Below are 14,380 nucleotides of genomic sequence, written 5' to 3' on the forward strand. Positions count from 1 at the left end.
GCAACATGACGATCCTGATACGCGGCGGCACGGTGATCGACGCCGATCGCACCTACCGCGCCGACGTGCTCTGTGCCGATGCCACAGACGGCGGCACGATCCTCGCGATCGGCCTCGATCTCGACATGCCCGCGGGCACGCAGATCGTCGATGCGGGCGGGCAATATGTGATGCCGGGCGGCATCGATCCGCACACGCACATGGAACTGCCCTTCATGGGCACGACCGCGAGCGACGACTTCTACACCGGCACGGCGGCGGGACTGTCGGGTGGCACGACGAGCATCATCGACTTCGTGATCCCGAGCCCGAAGCAACCGCTGATGGACGCGTTCAGGGAGTGGCGCGGCTGGGCGGAGAAGGCATCGGCGGACTACGGCTTTCACGTCGCGGTGACGTGGTGGGACGAATCGGTGCATCGCGACATGGGCACGCTCGTGCACGATCACGGCGTGTCGAGCTTCAAGCACTTCATGGCCTACAAGAACGCGATCATGGCCGACGACGAAGTGCTCGTGAACAGCTTCACACGCTCGCTCGAACTCGGCGCGCTGCCTACCGTGCATGCCGAAAACGGCGAGCTCGTTTTTCAGTTGCAGAAGCAACTACTTGCGCGCGGCTTTACGGGACCCGAAGCGCACCCGCTGTCGCGTCCGCCGGAAGTCGAGGGCGAAGCCGCGAATCGCGCGATTCGCATCGCGCAGGTGCTCGGCGTGCCGATCTATATCGTGCACGTCTCGGCGAAGGATGCCGTCGACGTGATCGCGCGGGCGCGCAATGAAGGACAGCGCGTGTTCGGCGAAGTGCTGCCGGGGCATCTGGTGATCGACGAATCGGTGTATCGCGATCCGGACTGGACGCGTGCCGCCGCCCACGTGATGAGCCCGCCGTTTCGCGCGGCCGAGCATCGCGAGGCGTTATGGCGGGGCCTGCAGTCGGGCCAGCTTCACACCACGGCCACCGATCATTGCGTCTTCTGCGCGTCGCAAAAGGCGATGGGCCGCGAAGACTTCACGAAGATTCCGAACGGCTGCGGCGGCGTGGAGGATCGCATGTCGGTGCTCTGGCATCACGGCGTGAACAAGGGGCGCCTGACGCCGAACGAGTTCGTGTGCGTCACCTCGACCAACGCCGCGCAGATCTTCAATCTCTTTCCGCGCAAGGGCGCGGTGCAGGTGGGCGCGGACGCGGACCTGGTCGTCTGGGACCCGGCTGCGAGCAAGACGATCTCGGTGAACACGCATCATCAGAAGGTCGATTTCAACGTGTTCGAAGGGATGACGGTGCAAGGCGTCGCGACGCACACGCTCACGCGCGGCGCGCTTGCGTGGGCCGATGGCGACCTGCGCGCGGTCCGCGGTGCGGGCCAGTACCTGAAGCGCCCGCCGAACCCCGGCTACTTCGAAGCGACCCGCGTCGCCAACAAGCTGAAGGAACCGCATCCGGTCGAGCGTGAAGGCGACAAGGCGAGAACCGCCTGAGCCTCGCGTCTCATCTGAAGGCAAGCCCGCGTTCTCACGAACGCGGGCTTTTTCATGCGGTCTCGGCGGATTCCTGCCACTCTTGCAGCCACGCCTCCAGCTTCGCGGGCGGCAGCGGCCGGCTCAGATGAAAGCCCTGCGCGAGGTCGCAGCGCAGGTCCTTCAGGCGCAGCAGCATCGCTTCGCTTTCTACACCCTCCGCCACCACCTTCAGTCCCATGTTGTGACCGAGGTCGATGGTCGAACGCACGATGGTCTCGTCGTCCTTGTGATCGAACATGCCCATCACGAAGGACTTGTCGATCTTCAACTCGTCGACGGGCATGCGCTTCAGATACGACAGCGACGAATAGCCGGTGCCGAAGTCGTCGATCGACAGGCGAATGCCGAGCGCATGCAGGCGGTCCAGCGTTTCGATGGCGTGATTCGGATCGTCCATGATCGCGCTCTCCGTGATCTCAATCCAGATCCACTCGGGAGCCACGCGGTACTTGCGCAGTAGCGCACTGAACGTGTCGGGCAGCGACGACTGGATCAACTCGCGCGCCGACACGTTCACAGAGACCGCCAGTTCGATGCCTTGCGCGTGCCACAGCGAGCACTGCTGGATGGCCTTGTCGGCCACCCAGCGCGAGATGCTCTTGATATAGCCGGTCTGCTCGGCAAACGGAATGAACTGGTCCGGGGAGATGAAGCCGCGCGTCGGATGGTCCCAGCGAACCAGCGCCTCGACGTACTTCACCTTGTGCGTGCTCAGGTCCACCTTCGGCTGATAGTAGAGCGTCAACTGATCGTGCTCGACTGCCTGCCGCAACTCGCTCATCAGCGAAAGCCGCTCTGCGCTGTTCTGGTCGTGGCGTTCGTCGTAGAGCGCATAACCGGCATTCGCGCGCTTCGCCACGTACATCGCGATGTCGGCGCGGCGCAGCAGCACGTTCATGTCGGCGCCGTTAAGCGGGCAGGTGACAATGCCGATGCTCGCGCCCACATCGACGAGTTGCCCTTCGATCGTGATCGGTTCTTCCAGCGCCTTCAGCATCCGGTTGGCGATCAGCTTCGCGGCGTCGATGTCGTCGGTGGGCAGCAGCACGGCGAACTCGTCGCCGCCCAGACGCGCGACCGTATCGGTATCGCGCTGAAGGGCGGAGCGCAGGCGCTTCGCGACTTCACACAGCAGCAGGTCGCCGATGGGATGCCCGAGCGTGTCGTTGACATACTTGAAGCGGTCGAGGTCCATCATCATCACGGAGAGCGGATGCTCGGCGCGCAGCGCCACGCCGATCGCCTGCTGGAGGCGGTCGTTAAAGAGCGCGCGGTTCGGCAGACCCGTCAGGCGATCCATGTACGCGAGTTCGGTAATGCGCCGCTCGCGTTCCGCGATGCCGTGCTGCATCTGATTGAACGCGTTCGCGAGTTCGCCCATTTCGTCATGGTGCTTCACGTCGATCGGCTCGGCGTAATTGCCCTGGCCGATGCGCCGCGAAAACTGCGTGAGTGCCGCGATCGGCCGCGTGACGCTGCGCGCCGTGAACATGCTGCCGACGATCGACACGAGCACGCCCGCGAGTGTGATGAGCAAGAGCGTCGTTTGCAGGCGCCGGAACGGCGCGAGCGCCTCGGCGAGCGAACGTTGCAGCATGACGGCAACGGGCTCGCCTTCGGACTTCAGGAGCACGAGCCGCGTCGCGTAGTTTTCTTCGGACAGATTGGACGGGTCCTGCAACGCACGGCGCTCGGCTGCGGGCAACGAACTCGCGAGCGCGGTCCAGTGGCCGTCGGCGCGCTGGTCGATGAACGACACGTCGAGCGAGGTCAGGCTGCTCATCTCGCGCGCCATGTCGTCGTCGATGACGAAACCCATCGCGACCCACGCGATCGGCAACGGCGCCTTGATCGGCACCGCGACCAGCTGGTACGGCCGTCCGTCGATCATGCCGATCGCCGAGGCGTCGCCATTGCGCTCCACGGCGCGCAGCAGTTTCGGGAACGGGAAGGGCATGCCTTCGTGCGCGGGGCCGCTGCTGTCGGCGATCAGCTTGCCGTCGAGGTCCGCGAGCATCACGATATCCGCGTGGATGCGGTCGCCGTGATTCCGGAGCGCCGAGGCCACGGTTTTCTCGTCATGCGACGCGATGGCCTGCCGGAAGCCGAAGTCCGCCGCGACGACGCTCGCCGCCTGCGTGAGCTTTTCGCCGTTGCTTCGAAGCACTTGCTTGAACACGCGCTCGGCGACCGCCAACTGCTCGTTCGCGTTGCGGTGCGCGTTCGACGTGATCACCGAATTGATGACGACGAACGCGGCCGCCTGCACGGCCAGCATCAGCAGGACGAAAACCAGCGCAATCCGCGCACGCAGGCTGTGGAGTCGCATCGGCGCGCCTATTCGACCTTCTGTTCGGGCTTCAACTGCAAGGTGAATTTCGCCGCGTCGCCGGTGCCTGCGCCGACCTTCTGCGTGGGCTGCGCGTTCGGATCGCTCATGCGAGGGTGCCACGCGGTGACGCGATAGGCGTCGGCGGGCAGATTGTCGATGGTGGCCTGGCCGCTTGCATCGGTCTTCGCGAACCAGGGCGTATCCACGATCAGCAGATACGCGATCATCGAGTCGTGGATGTTGCAGCCCATCACCACGAGACCGGGTTTGTCGAAGACGACCGGCGTCGCGGGAATGCCGTGATACAGGTTCAGCTCGAAGCGCTTCGCGGGCGAGAACGAGTAGACGTCGTGCTCGATGTTGTCCTTGTTGGGAAACGTGATCGCGGCGCCGGTCTGCGCGACGGACACGAGCGGCACGAAGCGGCGCTTCACCTGGTCGATCACCGCGCCTGCCGGCTTCGTCGCCGGTATCTTGCCGTTGACGGGCATCGCATAGACGATGGCGTCGGGCACGACGGCGCCCGCCTGGTCGACGATCTGTACGCGAACGCTCGCGGCCTGCGCGCTCATCGTAACGAGTCCTGCTGCGCAGCACGCGAGTGCCGCCGATAATCGTGTGCTGAGTCGCATCTGAATGTCTTCGTTGATTGCCATGCGCGAAAATGACGCGCGCTTAGCGGGATAACGGCACGCCGCCTGCGTACTTGAGCCGCGGCTTATTCGCGATCCTGGACGTCGCGATACATCGGCGCGAGCTTCGCAAGCAACTTGTTCTGCGCATGAAAGGGCACGCCGTTCTTGTCCATCGCGTCCTGCAGGTCCTCGACCAGCGCATTGAACGCGGCACGGTCGATGTTCTGCCCTTCGTGCGTGCGCTTCATCGTGCGGCCCGTGTATTCGCAAGGGCCGCCGAGCAGCACGCAGAACTGCTCGACGAGCTTCTGCTTGATGCGCTTGATCGGCGCGTCCTCGAAAAAGGGTTGCGTGCGCGGATCGGCGAGAAGTTTGTCGTAGAGATCGTCGGTGATCTTGACGAGCCCCGGTTTCTCTCCGAACTCGCGATAGAGCGAATCGTCGGCGTGAGCATTGACGCTCGCGAGCGCCGCGACCGCGATGATCGCCGAGGCGGCGAAATGGAAGACGCGCATCATGATCAGAACCCTGCTTGCAAGGAGAGATAGACGCCGCGCTGATTCTTGATCGTCGCGATGTCGCCGAGTGCGACATAGGCGGCGGTCAGCGCGACATGCTTGGTCGGCGCCCACGCGACGAACGCGTCGTAGGCGTTCTGTTCGCGGGCGAAGCTCAGGTTGTCCGGCTTGGTGCGGTACTCGGCGCCGATCACGATGCTTCTCGACAGCATATAAGCCACGGACGACTCGAACTCGGCGTGGTAGTCGTTGGATTTGTCGCCGCCGAATCCGAGCAGGCCGAACTGGTTTGCCTTGGTGAAGCGCACCGTGCCGTTCAGAAGCAGGCTTTTCGCGAGCAGCAGCTTCGTCGCGGAGACGTAGAAATCGGTGCCGGAATTGCTGGCCGCGCCCACCGCCCTGACGACGTCGCCTTGCTCGTTGTGCTTGAACTGGATACCGGCGGCGACTTGCGGGAGCCACGTGTCCTGATCGAGCACCGCATCGCCGAAGAGCCGTACCTTCACGCCGAAGATGTTCTGATTGAACTTGTAGTTCGAACCGAGGCCGAGTTGCGCGCCGACATCGCGTGTATCGAAGGTCTGCCGCGCCAGTGAAAACTCGACGCGGTTCGCAACGCCGACCATCCCGCCATAAGTCGACAGCGCGTAGTCCTGGGTTCTGACGTAGGTGCCGTGCCCGTTGCCGCCCAACTGGCCGGCCGTGCCATAGCCGCCGATCACGGCCCAGGGTGTCAGGCCGCCGCCCGCGGCGCCTTCGACTTCGGAGACGCCGCCGGTCAGGAGAAGCTTCCCGCCGGTCGCGGGGACGTCGGCGTGGGTGGCGGTCGAGATGGACATCAACGCTGCGATGGCGATGCCCAGCTGTCGGGTTTTTGTTCTTGCATGCATTTCGATGGGGGCTGGCGAGGCTGAAGGATGGGCTGCGGTCCGTGTGGACGGACGTGCCCTTTCCTTTCGTATACGGCAGGCGGGGGCGGCACTTGAGGTGGGACGACGGGTTTGTCGCCAAGACGATGCCGGGCGATGAACCCTACTTTAAACTCTACAATCAACTCTACATAAAATTGTTTAATGTATTGATTTTAAATATACAGTACGTCACTGTTGTCTACAATAAACCCTACAGCCAACCCTACATGACAACGCTCGCATGACTGACGTCAGTTCATTTCAGCCGCTTTTTCCTGAAGAGCGCGTGCTCCACGCGCTCATCGACAAGGCGTCCGTACTTGCAACCAAATCTCGCGCGCTGCTTGCCAAGGATCGTGGCCCGGTTGCGGCCGCGTTGGCTCCGCTTCTCCGAAGCATGAACTCGTACTACTCGAACAAGATCGAGGGCCAGCACACCACGCCCGCAAGCATCGAGCGGGCGTTGGAAACGCATTATTCGCACGACTCCGATGAACGCGGGCGACAGTTCGCAGCGATAGCGCATATCCGGGCGGAGGAGGCGCTCAAAGCGAAATGGCGGGATCTTCGCGCTGAGGCGCTGTTCGACACCGACAAAGTCACGCTGATCCATCGACTCTTCTTCGAAAGCCTGCCAGCCGAGTCTCGCGCTACGTCGGAGCATCAGCAGATCGTGCCCGGCGCGCTCAGAGATCGAATGGTGAAGGTGGGCAATCACCTTGCACCGCCAGCGGAGTTGATCCCCGACCTGTTGAGGGAATGGAGCACCCGATACACGCGGATCAAGGGCTCGGAACTACAGCTCATTGCGACAGCGTGTTCACATCAGCGTCTCGCATGGGTGCATCCCTTTATCGATGGCAACGGACGCGTCTGCCGTTTGCATTCGCATCTCACGCTCCATGCGCTCGGGCTGACGGATGGACTATGGTCGCCGTTGCGCGGTTTTGCTCGCACCCACGACGAGTATTACGCCCGACTGGCAGCGGCAGATCAGCGGCGAAGAAACGATCTGGATGGCCGGGGCAATCTCTCGCAGGAGGAACTTGTCAGGTTCGTCCACTACTTTCTGGATTGTTGTCTCGATCAGGTCGATTTCATGCTCGGTATGTTGGCTTTCGACGGCATCCGCTCGCGACTGCGCGACCTGCTCGTTTATCTCGACGCCAATCCGTGGCAAGTCGGATCGGAACGATCTGTCGTGAAGCCGGACAAGGCATTGCTTGCTCTCGAAGCCGTGGCGCTCCTCAGACCGCTTTCACGCGCGGAGTTCAGCCGGATACTGGGGGAGAGCGATGCGACGTCGCGCCGTATCACGCGCAGCCTGCTGGATTTCGGCATCTTGCAGTCAGCAACGCACCGGGACCCGTTGTCATTTGCGCTGCCGTTGAAGAGCCTGCGCTTCGTGTTTCCGCGACTCTGGCCGGAAGTCGATGCCGACTGACATGCGGCGTCATCGGCGCGACCGATGACGACCGCCGGAAGCGGTGCGCATATATCTGGGCGGCCCGAAAAAGCCACGATGAATGCGAGGACGCGCGGCGCATGATCGCGACTACTTGCATTCCCCGGCGATGTGATGCGCAGGCCGTCACAAAACGCGGCTACGATGCAAGTCGCCATGATCAAACGATCGACTTCCCTCGCCGCGCTCTTCGTCTCCATCGCGCTCGCCTGCGCCGCGCCCTGCGCGCGTGCCCACAATCCGAACGCGCTCTGGGAGATCGTCCACGATTCGTGTGTTCCCGCGGCCGAAGGCGCCGACATCGCGCAGAAATGCATCGACGTGAATCTCGCGGGCGGCTATGCGGTGCTGAAGGATATTGTCGGCGTCGCGCAATATCTGCTGATTCCGACGACGCGCATTGGCGGCATCGAAAGCGCCGATCTGCTCGTGCCCGGAACGCCCAACTACTTTCGCGCGGCGTGGCAGGCGCGACGCTTCGTCGACGAGGCGCTCGATCGCGACATGCCGCGCGACACGCTCTCGCTTGCGATCAACTCGGCGTACGGGCGCACGCAGAACCAACTGCATATCCATATCGACTGCCTCGCGCCGGACGTCGTCGCGGCGCTGCGCGAATACGGGCCGCGCGCGGGCACCGACTGGTCGCCGTTTCCGGTTCTGCTGCGCGGCCATGCGTATCGCATCCGCCGCATCGACGACGCCGATCTCGCGCGCACCGATCCGTTCAAGCTGCTGGCACCCGACGTCGCGCGAGAAGGGCAGGTGATGGCCGAGCAGACGCTGCTGCTCGCGGGCGCCACGCTGCGCGACGGCACGCCTGCGTTTTATCTGCTCAACGATCACGTCAAGCCGGGCGACTGGGCTTCGTCGGAGGAGTTGCAGGATCACAGTTGCGCGGTGGCAAAAGAGCGGGGTCGCAGCGACAAAAAGTGACGACGGGCGGTGAGGGTTATCGGCAAGATGAGTATTCGGTCTGCGGCCGGCATGCGGCGCCTTGACGTTCGCCAGGACCGCTTGCAAAACCACTTTTCTGTAACTACAATAATGCACATCGAAATCATCTTCGATCCTGCGAAGGACGAAGCGAACCAACGGGATCGCGGTGTTTCGCTCGCGCTCGCGCGGGAAATCGATTGGCCGCGCGTCATGTCATATGCCGACGATCGTCACGATTACGGCGAGGTGCGCGAGATCGGCTACGTGCCGATAACCGGGCGGCTCTATTGCGTGGTCTTCACGCAGCGAAACGCGGCAATGCGCATCATTAGTCTGCGAAAGGCAAACAACCGGGAAGTCGAACGTTATGAACAGCAAATCGAAGCTCTACAGGAACACACCCGAAGAGGAAGCCGAGATCCAGCGGGGGATCGACGCGGACCCGGACACGTTCGTCCCTTCCGACGAACAGTTCGCAAGGATGAGACCGCTGGGCCGGCCACGTCTTGAGTCGCCGAAAGTGCAACTGACGGTGCGCTACGACGCCGACATCGTCGAGGCGTTCAAGGCGACGGGCGACGGCTGGCAGACGCGCATGAACGACGCGTTGCGCGAGTGGCTGAAGACGCACCGGGCTGCGTAATACCCCTGCCGCTGATCCATCCACGAAAGCCGCTGAACGAAACGCCAGCGGCTTTTGTCCTCTCGCGACGCTAGTCGATCCCGTGAAACACCGCATCGTCCGGACCGACATACGCGGGCGAGCGCCAGGCGGCATCGCGCATCGAATGCTGCACCTGATGCTCGACGCCCAGCAGCATCGCGAAGATCGCCATGCGCACCGGAATGCCGTTGTCGGTCTGGCGAAAGATCGCGAGCCGCGCATCGTGGTTCAGGTCCGTGCTCAGGTCGTTGGCGCCCGGGCGGCCGTCGCGCGGCAGCGGATGCATGATGAGCGTGTCGGGACCGCACACCGCGTCCACGAGCGCCTGGTTGATCTGGAAGTCCGGCGTATAGCCTTCGATCGACTCGTCCGCGAAACGCTCCTTCTGAATGCGCGTCGCGTACACGACGTCGGCGCCTTTCAGTCCGGCGCGCAGGTCGGCCGTCTGCTCGATCACGTGATCGCCGCGCGCGATCTGCTCGACGATGTGGTCGGGCATTTCCAGCGAACGGGGCGACACCAGCGTGAACTTCAGTCCGCGATGGAGCGCGAGCAGTTTCGCGAGCGAATGCACGGTGCGGCCGTACTTGAGATCGCCGACCATCGCGATATGCGCGCCATCGACGATCTTCCCGATACGCGAAAATTCGCGCTGGATCGTGTACAGGTCGAGCAGCGCCTGGCTCGGATGCTCGCCGGGGCCGTCGCCGGCATTGATGACCGGAATGTTGGTCGCCCGCGCGAATTCCGCCACCGAACCTTGCTCGGGATGCCGCACGACGAGCGCATCGGCGTAGCCGCTGATGACGCGGCTCGTGTCGTAGATCGATTCGCCCTTCGCCATCGACGAAAAGGTGAAGCCGGTCGTGTCGCAGACCGAGCCGCCGAGCCGGCAGAACGCCGCGCCGAAACTCACGCGCGTGCGCGTGCTCGCTTCGAAAAACAGGTTCGCGAGCACCGCGCCTTCGAGCACGCGCGTGATCTTCTGGCGGCGCGCGATGGGCTGCATCGTATCGGCGACGCGAAAGAGCGCCTCTACTGCATCGCGCGAAAACTGATCGACGGACAGCAGATGCGCGCGGCCTTCGAATGCAATCGCCGAATATGCGCTCTGCGTATATTCGCGCTCGGTCGGCGCGCGTTCGAGAATCTCGCTGACATAACGGCCGGCGATTTCCGGCATCGCACGCGATTCCGGCGATCCGTCGGGCAGAAGCCAGGTGTCGAGCGCCCGCCGGGTCACGCCGATGCGGCTCGCGAACGCGTCGCGGGTCATGTTGAGACGGCGCATTGCGTCGCGCAGGACGGTTTGCTGCTGAACGGCTGCCATGTTCGCTCCGGGTGATGTACGCGGAGCGTATAGTAGGTTACTCGCCGATCAGATGCAAGACGACTTCCCGCCGATGCGCCGCGCGCCGGTGTTCGAACAGATAAATGCCTTGCCACGTGCCGAGCAGCATCCGTCCGGCTTCGACCGGCACCGACAGTTGCACCGTCGTCAGCGCGGTGCGCAGGTGCGCAGGCATGTCGTCGGGGCCTTCGGCGTCGTGCACGTAGCGATCCGGCGACTCGGGCGCGATCGTCTCGAAAAACCGTTCGAGGTCGGTGCGCACGTCGGGATCGGCGTTTTCCTGGATCAGCAGCGACGCCGACGTATGCCGGCAGAACACCGTCAGAAGCCCGGTGCGGATGTCCTGGCGGTCGATCCACGTGTCGATTTCGGCGGTGAATTCGTGCAGGCCGCGCGTGCGCGTCGCGACCGTCAGATGATGCAGTGCCTGTTTCATGTCGGTGTCTCCGCTCGGGCGCGGTCTTCGGGCCGGTGTTTCAAGTGTATCGGCTGCAAGGCGTTTGGACAGGGCGCGCGTCGCGACTATGCTTGGGCTGTCATTCGCGTTTTCCGGTCTGCCGCCATGTCCTTTGCAAGCCGCGTGTTGCTGTCGCTCCTATGGCTGCCCGCCGCGCTCGCCCTCGCCGACGAACCGCGCGCCAACCGTGGCGACGATCCTTTCATGCCCATTTCGTCGGCGATCGCCGGGTGCCCGGCGCCGTCCGGCCCCTTCGAAACGCCGCAGGAATGGAACGACGAAGCGCACTACCGCATCGAGCGCGGCAACAGTTGCTGGATCGCCGGGCGTTGCCGGCTGTCGAACAGCTATCTCTACGACAAGGAAATCGCCGAAAGCGTGACGCGGCGCCTCGCCTCGCTGAACGCATCGACCCAATGGCGCGAGAAAACCAGCCTGTGGCTCACGCTGCAACGCCGGTTCATCTACGTGGACGGCTGCGTCGCGCGCGACTTCGACCGCGCGCGCTTCATATCCGGACTCGGCGAAACCGCCGACGTCGACAAGGTGATCGACCGGAGCGTCGTGCGTCCGTGAGCGTGACGGTTTCGGGCAAGCGGGCGAATTTGGCCTAAGCTTGAGGTGAGACCCGCATCGTTGGACAGCACAAGCGAGGGACCGGGGCAACGGGCTCACGACGCTCGCGCGCCGCCGGTTTTCATCGATGAGAACGAATCCGTTTGGCCTGCTTTGCCGTTGCGCCGCGCTGTTCGCGACGCTCCTGTTCGGCGTGGCGTCCATTGCCGGGGCGGCCGGCGCCGCGAATGCGCCTGTCGTCGTGATCGCGGTGTCGGGCGCGATCGGGCCGGCGAGCGCCGACTTCATCGTCCGGTCGCTCGCGCGCGCCGCCGACGACCACGCGCAGGCCGCCATCCTCGAACTCGATACGCCTGGCGGCCTCGATCTCTCGATGCGTTCGATCATCAAGGCGATCCTCGCCTCGCCGGTGCCGGTCGTGTCGTTCATCGCGCCGGGCGGCGCGCGGGCGGCGAGCGCGGGCACCTACATCGTCTACGCGAGCCACGTCGCCGCGATGGCGCCGGGCACCAATCTCGGCGCCGCGACGCCGATCCAGATCGGCACGAGCGGCGCGCCGAAGCCGGAGGCGAGCGCCTCGGCGGCGTCGGGGACGCAAGCCGGCGAATCGACCGAAACCCGCAAGCAGGTCCACGACGCCGCCGCCTATATCCGCGGACTGGCGCAACTGCGCGGCCGCAACGCCGGATGGGCCGAGCGCGCGGTGCGCGAAGCGGTCAGCCTGTCGGCGAGCGAGGCGCTCGCGCAGCGCGTGATCGATCTCACCGCTGCCGACATTCCCGATCTCCTCGCGAAACTCGACGGCCGCCGCGTGCGCACGCTGACAGGCGAGCACGTCCTCGCGACGAAAGGCGCGCCCGTCATCACCTTGCTGCCCGACTGGCGCAGCCGCTTCCTCGCGACGATCACCGACCCGAGCGTGGCGCTGATTCTCGTGATGATCGGCATGTACGGGCTCTTCTTCGAATTCTCGAATCCCGGCTTCATGCTGCCGGGCGTCGCGGGCGCGATTTGCCTGCTCGTCGGGCTGTTCGCGCTCCAGTTGCTGCCGATCAGCTTCGTCGGCCTTGGGCTGATCGTGCTCGGCATCGGCTTTCTCGTCGCGGAAATGTTCCTGCCGACCTTCGGGACGCTCGGCATCGGCGGAGTGGTCGCGTTTTCGATCGGCGCGCTGATGCTGATCGACACCGACGTGCCGGGCTTCGGCATTCCCGTGGGCGTCGTGGCGGGGCTCGCCATCGTGACCGCGCTATTCATCTTTTCGGTATCGGCGGTGGCGTTGAAGGCGAGCCGGCGGCCGGTCGTCAGCGGGTCTGAGGCGATGCTGGGAAGCGTCGGCGTGATGCTCGGCGACGAAATCCACGCGGCGGGCGAGAGCGGCTGGGCCACGGTTCGCGGCGAGCGCTGGCGCGTGCAGAGCGCGGGCGCGCATGCGTTGCCGGCGCGCGGCGGCAAGGTGCGCGTGACCGCGCGCCACGGCCTGACGCTGACCGTCGAAGTCGTGAACGAAGCTACCCATGCAACAAGTTGCATGGGGTCAGAGTAAGCGCTAAAGCGCTAACTCTGACCGACACAACAGAGTTGCATGGGGTCGGAGTAAAGCGCTAAAGCGCTAACTCTGACCGACGCAACAGAGTTGCATGGGGTCAGAGTAAGCGCTAAAGCGCCAACTCTGACCGACAGGAGAGAACAATGATGGGCATCACATTCGGCTTCACCGGCGTGCTGGTCGCGCTGATCGTCCTCGTGCTCTTTTCGGCGATCCGCATCTTTCGCGAATACGAGCGCGGCGTCGTGTTCATGCTCGGGCGCTTCTGGAAGGTGAAGGGGCCGGGCCTCGTGCTGATCATTCCGGCCGTGCAGCAGGTCGTGCGCATGGACCTGCGCACCGTCGTCTTCGACGTGCCGCCGCAGGACGTCATCACGCGCGACAACGTGTCGGTGAAGGTGAATGCGGTCGTGTACTTCCGGGTCGTCGATCCGGAGAAGGCCGTGATCCAGGTCGCGCGCTTTCTCGACGCCACGAGCCAGCTTTCGCAGACGACCCTGCGCGCGATCCTCGGCAAGCACGAACTCGACGAACTGCTCGCCGAGCGCGAGCGCCTGAATGCCGACATCCAGCGCGTGCTCGACTCGCAGACCGACGCCTGGGGCATCAAGGTGTCGAACGTGGAAATCAAGGATGTCGACATCAACGAGACGATGATCCGCGCGATCGCCCGCCAGGCCGAAGCCGAACGCGAGCGCCGCGCGAAGATCATTCATGCCGAAGGCGAACTGCAGGCGTCCGAAAAACTGCTGCAGGCCGCGCAGATGCTCGCGCAGGCGCCGCAGGCGATGCAGTTGCGCTACCTGCAGACGCTGACCACCATCGCCGGCGACAAGAACTCGACCATCGTCTTCCCGATGCCGATCGACCTGATCACGTCGCTGCTCGACCGGCTGAAGAAAGACTAGCTCACTGGACGGCGGGGAAGTCGAGCTCGGTATCGTTCACGCGGTTCAACAGATTCGTGAACCCGATCACGCTGATGGCGAAGAGGGCGTCGACCACTTGGGCCTCGCTGTAGCCCGCCGCGCGCACGTCGTCGAGATGCGAGCGCTCGACCGTGCCCGAGGTCAACACGACACGGCGCACGAAGCGCACGAGCGCGTCGCGCTGCGCGTTGCCGGTCGGGACGCCGGCGCGAACCTGCTTCGTTTCTTCGAGCGACAATCCCACCATCTTGCCGATCGCGGTATGCGCGGCGACACAATAATCACAACCGGCGATTTCGCTGACGGTGAGCTTGATCGCTTCCAGGTCGCGCTTGTCGAGGCTGCTTTTGGCGAGCACGGCGTCGCCGTTGAGCGCGGCGGCGAGCACGGCCGGGTTGTGCGTGCCGACGGTCGCGTAGGCGTTCGGCACGCGGCCCGCGGCGCGCTTGATGTTGGCGAACAGATCGGCGGCGGCGCCGGTTGCTTCGTTGACGTTGATTTGCGAAAGACGTGACATGGTGAGCTCCTGAG

At 64.2% G+C, this 14,380-nt stretch carries 15 protein-coding genes; 8 read left to right on the plus strand and 7 right to left on the minus strand.

From position 1 onward, the window contains the following. Window positions 1–5: 5 nt before the first annotated feature. On the plus strand, window positions 6–1,481 hold the full coding sequence (gene hydA / locus AWB66_RS15900; RefSeq protein WP_087631239.1) for a dihydropyrimidinase: 1,476 nt from the start codon (window positions 6–8) through the stop codon (window positions 1,479–1,481). 52 nt (window positions 1,482–1,533) lie between these two features. On the opposite strand, the gene AWB66_RS15905 is transcribed toward hydA, so the two are convergent. From AWB66_RS15905 to AWB66_RS15920, 4 genes are all read right to left on the minus strand, one after another. Beyond that, window positions 1,534–3,852, minus strand: coding sequence for a putative bifunctional diguanylate cyclase/phosphodiesterase (locus AWB66_RS15905; protein WP_087631240.1), 2,319 nt, complete (start codon window positions 3,850–3,852; stop codon window positions 1,534–1,536). 8 nt (window positions 3,853–3,860) lie between these two features. Then, entirely contained in the window at window positions 3,861–4,427 is a 567-nt protein-coding gene (locus tag AWB66_RS15910; RefSeq protein ID WP_087631241.1) for a methylamine utilization protein, read from the minus strand. 146 nt (window positions 4,428–4,573) lie between these two features. Further along, the gene (locus tag AWB66_RS15915; RefSeq protein ID WP_087631242.1) at window positions 4,574–5,008 is read right to left on the minus strand and encodes a group I truncated hemoglobin; all 435 of its coding nucleotides are present in this window, start codon (window positions 5,006–5,008) and stop codon (window positions 4,574–4,576) included. 2 nt (window positions 5,009–5,010) lie between these two features. Continuing rightward, a complete protein-coding gene (locus AWB66_RS15920; RefSeq protein WP_235021131.1) occupies window positions 5,011–5,847 on the minus strand; it encodes a DUF3034 family protein in 837 nt (278 codons plus the stop codon). A 313-nt stretch (window positions 5,848–6,160) separates the two neighbouring features. Here AWB66_RS15920 and AWB66_RS15930 point away from each other — a divergent pair, with 313 nt between their 5' ends. The 4 genes from AWB66_RS15930 to AWB66_RS15945 all read left to right on the plus strand — a co-directional run bounded on the left by AWB66_RS15930 (window position 6,161) and on the right by AWB66_RS15945 (window position 8,966). Then, a complete protein-coding gene (locus AWB66_RS15930) occupies window positions 6,161–7,363 on the plus strand; it encodes a Fic family protein (protein ID WP_087631245.1) in 1,203 nt (400 codons plus the stop codon). A gap of 177 nt (window positions 7,364–7,540) precedes the next feature. Beyond that, window positions 7,541–8,320 carry a CDP-diacylglycerol diphosphatase gene (locus AWB66_RS15935; protein WP_235021132.1) on the plus strand — a complete coding sequence of 260 codons (780 nt, stop codon included), beginning with the start codon at window positions 7,541–7,543 and terminating at the stop codon, window positions 8,318–8,320. Window positions 8,321–8,431: 111 nt separating this feature from the next. Next, window positions 8,432–8,833, plus strand: coding sequence for a BrnT family toxin (locus tag AWB66_RS15940; RefSeq protein ID WP_327354645.1), 402 nt, complete (start codon window positions 8,432–8,434; stop codon window positions 8,831–8,833). Further along, on the plus strand, window positions 8,754–8,966 hold the full coding sequence (locus tag AWB66_RS15945; protein WP_327354658.1) for a BrnA antitoxin family protein: 213 nt from the start codon (window positions 8,754–8,756) through the stop codon (window positions 8,964–8,966). Before AWB66_RS15940 ends, AWB66_RS15945 begins: the two co-directional genes overlap by 80 nt. Window positions 8,967–9,036: 70 nt before the next feature. Here AWB66_RS15945 and AWB66_RS15950 read toward each other — a convergent pair whose 3' ends face one another. After that, window positions 9,037–10,317, minus strand: coding sequence for an aspartate carbamoyltransferase (locus tag AWB66_RS15950; RefSeq protein ID WP_087631248.1), 1,281 nt, complete (start codon window positions 10,315–10,317; stop codon window positions 9,037–9,039). Between the two features lie 37 nt (window positions 10,318–10,354). After that, the gene (locus AWB66_RS15955) at window positions 10,355–10,774 is read right to left on the minus strand and encodes a secondary thiamine-phosphate synthase enzyme YjbQ (protein ID WP_087631249.1); all 420 of its coding nucleotides are present in this window, start codon (window positions 10,772–10,774) and stop codon (window positions 10,355–10,357) included. A 126-nt stretch (window positions 10,775–10,900) separates the two neighbouring features. Here AWB66_RS15955 and AWB66_RS15960 point away from each other — a divergent pair, with 126 nt between their 5' ends. The 3 genes from AWB66_RS15960 to AWB66_RS15970 all read left to right on the plus strand — a co-directional run bounded on the left by AWB66_RS15960 (window position 10,901) and on the right by AWB66_RS15970 (window position 13,828). Next, complete coding sequence (locus tag AWB66_RS15960) at window positions 10,901–11,371, plus strand: hypothetical protein (protein ID WP_087631250.1); 471 nt, start codon at window positions 10,901–10,903, stop codon at window positions 11,369–11,371. A gap of 127 nt (window positions 11,372–11,498) precedes the next feature. Further along, the gene (locus AWB66_RS15965) at window positions 11,499–12,917 is read left to right on the plus strand and encodes an NfeD family protein (RefSeq protein ID WP_087631251.1); all 1,419 of its coding nucleotides are present in this window, start codon (window positions 11,499–11,501) and stop codon (window positions 12,915–12,917) included. Window positions 12,918–13,063: 146 nt separating this feature from the next. Further along, on the plus strand, window positions 13,064–13,828 hold the full coding sequence (locus AWB66_RS15970) for a slipin family protein (RefSeq protein WP_087631252.1): 765 nt from the start codon (window positions 13,064–13,066) through the stop codon (window positions 13,826–13,828). Window position 13,829: 1 nt separating this feature from the next. Here the strand turns inward: AWB66_RS15970 and AWB66_RS15975 are convergent, their stop codons facing one another. Continuing rightward, window positions 13,830–14,366, minus strand: a complete 537-nt coding sequence (locus AWB66_RS15975; RefSeq protein WP_087631253.1) for a carboxymuconolactone decarboxylase family protein — start codon at window positions 14,364–14,366, stop codon at window positions 13,830–13,832. Window positions 14,367–14,380: the final 14 nt, after the last annotated feature.

This window comes from Caballeronia telluris (genome assembly GCF_001544495.1).
Lineage (GTDB): Bacteria > Pseudomonadota > Gammaproteobacteria > Burkholderiales > Burkholderiaceae > Caballeronia > Caballeronia telluris.

Coding starts and splice junctions, on each gene's coding strand:
- hydA (WP_087631239.1), top strand. CDS start 6: ATGACGATCCTGATACGCGGCGGCACGGTGATCGACGCCGATCGCACC.
- AWB66_RS15905 (WP_087631240.1), bottom strand. CDS start 3,852: ATGCGACTCCACAGCCTGCGTGCGCGGATTGCGCTGGTTTTCGTCCTG.
- AWB66_RS15910 (WP_087631241.1), bottom strand. CDS start 4,427: ATGAGCGCGCAGGCCGCGAGCGTTCGCGTACAGATCGTCGACCAGGCG.
- AWB66_RS15915 (WP_087631242.1), bottom strand. CDS start 5,008: ATGATGCGCGTCTTCCATTTCGCCGCCTCGGCGATCATCGCGGTCGCG.
- AWB66_RS15920 (WP_235021131.1), bottom strand. CDS start 5,847: ATGTCCATCTCGACCGCCACCCACGCCGACGTCCCCGCGACCGGCGGG.
- AWB66_RS15930 (WP_087631245.1), top strand. CDS start 6,161: ATGACTGACGTCAGTTCATTTCAGCCGCTTTTTCCTGAAGAGCGCGTG.
- AWB66_RS15935 (WP_235021132.1), top strand. CDS start 7,541: ATGATCAAACGATCGACTTCCCTCGCCGCGCTCTTCGTCTCCATCGCG.
- AWB66_RS15940 (WP_327354645.1), top strand. CDS start 8,432: ATGCACATCGAAATCATCTTCGATCCTGCGAAGGACGAAGCGAACCAA.
- AWB66_RS15950 (WP_087631248.1), bottom strand. CDS start 10,317: ATGGCAGCCGTTCAGCAGCAAACCGTCCTGCGCGACGCAATGCGCCGT.
- AWB66_RS15955 (WP_087631249.1), bottom strand. CDS start 10,774: ATGAAACAGGCACTGCATCATCTGACGGTCGCGACGCGCACGCGCGGC.
- AWB66_RS15960 (WP_087631250.1), top strand. CDS start 10,901: ATGTCCTTTGCAAGCCGCGTGTTGCTGTCGCTCCTATGGCTGCCCGCC.
- AWB66_RS15965 (WP_087631251.1), top strand. CDS start 11,499: ATGAGAACGAATCCGTTTGGCCTGCTTTGCCGTTGCGCCGCGCTGTTC.
- AWB66_RS15970 (WP_087631252.1), top strand. CDS start 13,064: ATGATGGGCATCACATTCGGCTTCACCGGCGTGCTGGTCGCGCTGATC.
- AWB66_RS15975 (WP_087631253.1), bottom strand. CDS start 14,366: ATGTCACGTCTTTCGCAAATCAACGTCAACGAAGCAACCGGCGCCGCC.